Genomic DNA, 5,778 nt, shown 5'->3' on the forward strand with positions numbered 1-5,778 from the left:
GGGGGCGGGGGGGGCCCGGGGCGGGGGGGGCCACCCGGGGGTGGGGGGGGGGGGGGTCTGCGACCGGCGCCGCCCCCCAGCGCCCCCGGAACGAGTACGGGGGCACCGGGAACCGGCGCCGTGGGAGCGCTAGGCCTTCGCGCTGTGCTGCTTGCCGAAGCGGGCCTCGAAGCGGGCCACGCGGCCACCGGTGTCGAGGATCTTCTGCTTGCCGGTGTAGAACGGGTGGCACTGCGAGCAGACCTCGGCGCGGATCTCGCCACTGGCCTCGGTCGAGCGGGTCGTGAACTCGGCACCGCAGGTGCAGGTCACACGGGTGACCACGTACTGGGGGTGAACGTTGGGCTTCAAGGGGTTCTCCTAGGTTCGGGAGGGCACCGGGTCGGCGGCGGGAGCGCCGCACGTGAACCGGGACCGACGGACCAGTCTGCCAGGACCGGCCGCATCTTCCCAAACCGGGTCGTGTTCCGGGATATTCCGGGCGCAGCTCAGCGCCGGGCGGGAGCCTTCGCCGGGGCCGTGGGGGCGGCCGTGGGGGCGGCCTGGGCGGGGTTCTCGGGCTGCGCCGAGACGATCGCCTGCGGGACCGGCTGGTCGGCCTTGAGGGCCGCCCAGAGCTGGTCCGCCTGCGGCTGCTGCTCGACCACCCGGTTGGGGTCGCCGGGCGCGGTCACCACCGGCAGGGTCACCATGCCGAGCTGGTCCGGCCCGATCCCCTTGAGCTCCTGGACGAGCCCCACCAGGGCGTTCACCGAGCCCAGCGCGGAGTCGGTGGTGATGCTGCGGGTCATGGTGTCGCCGACCGACCAGAGCTTGACCGGGTTGGAGAACAGCCCGATCCCGCCGGCCTGCTGGAGCAGCGACTTCACCATCTGCTTCTGGAGTTCGATCCGGCCGAGGTCGCTGCCGTCGCCGACGCCGTGCCGGGTGCGGACGAAGGCCAGCGACTGCTGTCCGTCGAGGTGGTGCTCGCCCGGTGCCAGGTCGAGCCCGCTGTCCTTGTCGTGGATGGCCACCGTGGTGCTCACGGTGGCCCCGCCTATCGCGTCCACGACGCGGGCGAAGCCGGCGAAGTCGATCTGCACGTAGTGGTCCATCCGCAGCCCGGTGAGCTGCTCGGTGGTCTTGACCGCGCAGGCCGCGCCGCCGGCCTCGAAGGCGCTGTTGTACATCGCGCGCTTGGCGCCGGCCACCGCCTTGCCGCCGGCGTCGGTGCAGTCGGGCCGGGTGACCAGGGTGTCGCGCGGGATCGAGACGACCTCGGCGTGCGAGTGGTCCTGGTTGACGTGCAGCACCATCGCGGTGTCCGAGCGGGCGGTGTCGCCGGTGTCGCCGCCGGCCAGGTCGCCGTTCTCGCCGTTGCGCGAGTCGGAGCCCAGCACCAGGACGTTGAACGAGCCGTCGGTGGCGGCCGGCGGGCGGGCGTCGCCGAGGCGGGCGTTGATGTCGACGCTCTTGATGTTGCCGTTGAGTTTGACGTACGCGTAGCCGGCCGCTCCGGCGCCGAGGACGACGAGCGCGGCGAACGCGCAGGCGGCCGCCCGCAGGATCTTGCGGCGGCGGGTCAGGACCCTCTTGTGCTCGGCCATACGGTCCAGAGTAAAACGGACAAGATGATCAAAAAGCCTCATGATGTCCCAACTCTGGAACAAAGCCGGGTGGACGCACCGAACCCCGGACCGCTCGCGCGATCCGGGGTTCGGTGGGCGACAACCGTCCGGCTACGGTCAGTCGTTGGAGCCGGGGGTGGTCTTGGCGATCTGCATCAGGAACTCGGCGTTGCTCTTGGTCTGCTTCATCTTGTCCAGGAGCAGCTCGATCGCCTGCTGCGAGTCGAGCGCGTGCAGCACCCGGCGCAGCTTCCAGACGATGGCCAACTCCTCGCTGCCGAGCAGGATCTCCTCCTTGCGGGTGCTGGAGGCGTCCACGTCGACGGCCGGGAAGATGCGCTTGTCCGAGAGCTTGCGGTCGAGCTTGAGCTCCATGTTGCCGGTGCCCTTGAACTCCTCGAAGATCACCTCGTCCATGCGCGAGCCGGTCTCGACCAGCGCGGTGGCCAGGATGGTCAGCGAGCCGCCGTTCTCGATGTTGCGCGCGGCGCCGAAGAACTTCTTCGGCGGGTACAGCGCGGTCGAGTCGACACCACCGGACAGGATGCGGCCGGAGGCCGGCGCCGCCAGGTTGTAGGCGCGGCCGAGGCGGGTGATCGAGTCCAGCAGGATGACCACGTCGTGGCCCAGCTCCACCAGGCGCTTGGCGCGCTCGATGGCCAGCTCGGCGACGGTGGTGTGGTCCTCGGCCGGGCGGTCGAAGGTCGAGGAGATGACCTCGCCCTTCACCGACCGCTGCATGTCGGTGACCTCTTCCGGACGCTCGTCGACCAGGACGACCATCAGGTGGCACTCGGGGTTGTTGTGGGTGATCGCGTTGGCGACCGCCTGCAGCACCATCGTCTTGCCGGTCTTCGGCGGCGCGACGATCAGACCGCGCTGGCCCTTGCCGATCGGCGACACCAGGTCGATGATCCGGGTGGTCAGGATGCCCGCCTCGGTCTCCAGGCGCAGCCGGTCCTGCGGGTAGAGCGGGGTGAGCTTGTTGAACTCGGGGCGGCCGCGGCCGCTCTCCGGGTCCATGCCGTTGACGGAGTCCAGCCGCACCATGGCGTTGAACTTCTCGCGGCGCTCGCCGTCCTTGGGCTGGCGCACCGCGCCGGTGATGGCATCGCCCTTGCGCAGGCCGTTCTTGCGGACCTGGGCGAGCGAGACGTAGACGTCGTTCTGGCCCGGCAGGTAGCCGGAGGTGCGCACGAACGCGTAGTTGTCGAGGATGTCGAGGATGCCCGCGACCGGGATCAGGACGTCGTCCTCGCCGACCTGCGGCTCGGCGGGGCCGGCCTCGAAGCCCTCGCGGCGGGCGCCACGGCCCCGGCGGTCGCGGTAGCGGCCACGGCGGCCGCGGCGGCCGTCGCCGAACTCGTCGTCGTCGTAGCCGCCCTGCTGGACCTGCGGCTGCTGGGTCTGCTGGCCGCCCTGGCGGGCCTGCTGGCCGTCGCCCTGAGCGGCCTGCTGCTGGCCGCCGCCCTGCTGGGGCTGGCGGTCGGTGCGCTCGCGGCGGTTGCGGCGGTCGCGGCGCGACTCGCGGGAGTCGCCGTCCTGGGCCTCGCCGCCGTCCTGGCGCTCGGCGCGCTCGGGGCGCTCCGCCCGCTCCGGGCGGTCGCTGCGGTCCCGGCGGTCCCGGCGGTCGCGACGGGTCTCGGTGCGGCCCTCCTCGCGGCCCTCGAAGGCGCGGGTCTCGGCCTGGCGGGTCTCGGCCTGCTTGGGCTCGGCCACGACGACGGCGGCGTCGGCCGTGACGTCGGCGGTCGGGGCGCCGGCGGCCGAGGTGGCGCGGCGGCGGGTGCGCTCGGCACGGGCGGGCGCGGCGGTCTCGGCGGCGGCCTGGACCGGGATCTCGATCTGGGCCTGCGACTCGGCGGCGGCCGGGGCCGCGGCGGCCGCAGCGGCGGCGGCCTTGGTGCGACGGGCCGGCTTCTCGGCCGGCGCCTCGGCGGCGTCCGCCTTGGCGGCGGTGCGCTTGGTGGCGGCGGCCGGAGCACCACCGGCGGCGAGCAGCGGGTCTCCGCCGCTCTTCTCCTTGATGGTCTCGATCAGCTGGCTCTTGCGCATGCGTCCGGTACCGGTGATGCCCAGGTCCCCGGCGAGCTTCTGCAGCTCGGCCAGGACCATGCCGTCCAGGCCAGCGGCGGCGGTACGGCGGCGCCGCGCCGGGGTCGCGGGGGCGGCGGCTGCGTCCGACGCCTCGGCGTCCTGGCGCGCGCCCATCAGATCGGTGGAGTCGCTCACTAAGGGTCCTTCCCTGGAGCGGACGTCGGCCTGTCTGGCTCGGCGACCGGTTGTGCTGTCCTGACCGACGCTCGACTGCGTCGGTCCGAGGCGGTGATCCCCCGAAAGGCGGAAGCCGGTCGAGGGAGAGCTGCGAGGTGCGGTGCGTGAAGCACGGTGGTGCTGAGTGGCGCGGCGGGCCGGTCGGTCGTGTGCCGACCGGGCGTACCCCCACGCTTGCCTGCGAATCCCGGGCCCCCGTCGCGTGACGGTGGACCGCGCTCCGCCCGTCCTGGCCTCAAGGTGGGAGGCCGCGAGTGGGAGTCAGGTGCCGTCACGGCTTCGGGATGCGGCCGCGTGTCGCGCAGGCAGGCTGCGTACGCGCTGCGGTGGGCTCCCGGAGAATCGTCGCCCCGTGCATCGCCGCGACTCCACGGCAGTGGAGTGCTGGGATCGGGACGCGGCGCACCGAGCCCCGGAGGGCACCTGGTGCAGCAATGAGGTTAACACTACCGACCCCCTCAGACATTCCCCAGCCTTGCGCTTGCCAATCGTGTCCGGACGGCCCGGCTCGGCAGGTGGCCGGGCCGGGCCGGACGAGCAGCCCGGACGGGCCGTTCAGCCGTCCAGCGGGAGCACGGTGGCCCCGATCCGGTCGAGCTCCAGGCGGTGCGCGGCGAACGCCGGGTCGCCGCCGTGGCCGTGGTGCCCGGCGAAGGAGAGCACCTTGTCGGCGCCCGCCTCGTCGGTGAGCGCGAGGACGGTCGGGCCGGCCCCGGAGATCACCGCGGGGACGCCCTCCGCGCGCAGCGCGCCCACCAGGGCGGCGCTGTCGGGCATGGCGGAGGAGCGGTAGTCCTGGTGCAGGCGGTCCTCGGTGGCGGCGAGCAGCAGCTCGGGCCGCCTGGTCAGCGCCTCGACCAGCAGCGCGGCGCGGCCGGCGTTGACGGCGGCGTCGGTCAGCGGGACGGTCTTCGGCAGCAGGCCGCGGGCGGTCTCGGTGAGCACCTCGTCGGCGGGGACGAACACCACCGGGACGACCTGGTCGGAGGGCTCCAGGCTGACCGCCTTGGCCGACTCCTCGTCCGTCCAGGCGATGGTGAAGTTGCCGCGCAGGCAGGCCGCGACGTTGTCGGGGTGGCCCTCCAGCTCGGAGGCGAGGGCCAGCAGCGCGTCGTCGTCCAGCGCGGACGGGCCGCCGATGGTGACCGCGCGGGCGGCCACGATGCCGGCGCAGATCGCGGCCGAGGAGGAGCCGAGGCCGCGGCCGTGCGGTATCCGGTTGGCACAGACCACTTCGAGGCCGCGCGGCTGGCCGCCGAGGCGGTCGAAGGCGGCGCGCATCGAGCGGACCAGCAGGTGGCGCTCGTCGCGGGGCAGCGTCTCGGCGCCCTCGCCGGCGATGTCGATGGAGAGCCCGGAGTCGGCGACCCGGACGACCACGTCGTCGTACAGGCCCAGCGCGAGGCCGAAGGCGTCGAAGCCCGGGCCGAGGTTGGCGCTGGTCGCGGGAACCCGGACCCGGACGGCGGCGGCACGGAACGCGGGACCGGCCATGCGGTGGACTCTCCTGGGGAAATCGGGCGGCGCGGATCGCGTCGTCGGTGCGAAGGCGGGGAATGGACCGCAGGCCCCGGCGGGGCGGGCGGTCACGGTCGTTGGCGCGGCCTGGAGAAGGCCGGACCCGGGGCATGTGCCACACGGCCGAACCCAGAGTATCGAAGAGAGGTTCCCCAGTGGTACACCCCGTGGTCCTCCGATCTGGTGTGTTGCCGCTTCTGGCCGGAATGCGTACCGGAATCGGATCGGAATGCGCGGCGTAATTGACACAAAAGTGTCACCGGAGAACATCGACGGGGGGGCCCCCCCCACGGGGGGGGCGCGGCGGCGGGGGGGGGCGCCCCCGGGCGGCCGCGGGGGGGGTGAGCACGGCCCGCCGCCGCGGCGCCCCCCCCCC

4 protein-coding genes are annotated in these 5,778 nt (G+C 73.5%); all 4 read right to left on the minus strand.

Annotated elements, in window-relative coordinates; all coding sequences use genetic code 11:
- Positions 1–129: 129 nt before the first annotated feature.
- Positions 130–351: a 50S ribosomal protein L31 gene (rpmE, locus tag ACFV6I_RS01670; RefSeq protein WP_063347812.1), complete on the minus strand. Its 222-nt coding sequence runs from the start codon at positions 349–351 to the stop codon at positions 130–132.
- A gap of 137 nt (positions 352–488) precedes the next feature.
- Positions 489–1,589, minus strand: a complete 1,101-nt coding sequence (locus ACFV6I_RS01675; RefSeq protein WP_380423239.1) for an LCP family protein — start codon at positions 1,587–1,589, stop codon at positions 489–491.
- Between the two features lie 138 nt (positions 1,590–1,727).
- The gene (gene rho / locus ACFV6I_RS01680) at positions 1,728–3,842 is read right to left on the minus strand and encodes a transcription termination factor Rho (protein WP_380423240.1); all 2,115 of its coding nucleotides are present in this window, start codon (positions 3,840–3,842) and stop codon (positions 1,728–1,730) included.
- A gap of 597 nt (positions 3,843–4,439) precedes the next feature.
- The gene (gene thrB / locus ACFV6I_RS01685) at positions 4,440–5,378 is read right to left on the minus strand and encodes a homoserine kinase (RefSeq protein ID WP_063347815.1); all 939 of its coding nucleotides are present in this window, start codon (positions 5,376–5,378) and stop codon (positions 4,440–4,442) included.
- Positions 5,379–5,778 lie beyond the last annotated feature (400 nt).

It is taken from the genome of Kitasatospora sp. NPDC059803 (assembly GCF_042732255.1).
Taxonomy (GTDB): domain Bacteria; phylum Actinomycetota; class Actinomycetes; order Streptomycetales; family Streptomycetaceae; genus Kitasatospora.

What these genes read in the sequence shown, in the direction of transcription:
- ACFV6I_RS01675 (WP_380423239.1), bottom strand. Translation starts at nt 1,589, where the DNA reads ATGGCCGAGCACAAGAGGGTCCTGACCCGCCGCCGCAAGATCCTGCGG.
- thrB (WP_063347815.1), bottom strand. Translation starts at nt 5,378, where the DNA reads ATGGCCGGTCCCGCGTTCCGTGCCGCCGCCGTCCGGGTCCGGGTTCCC.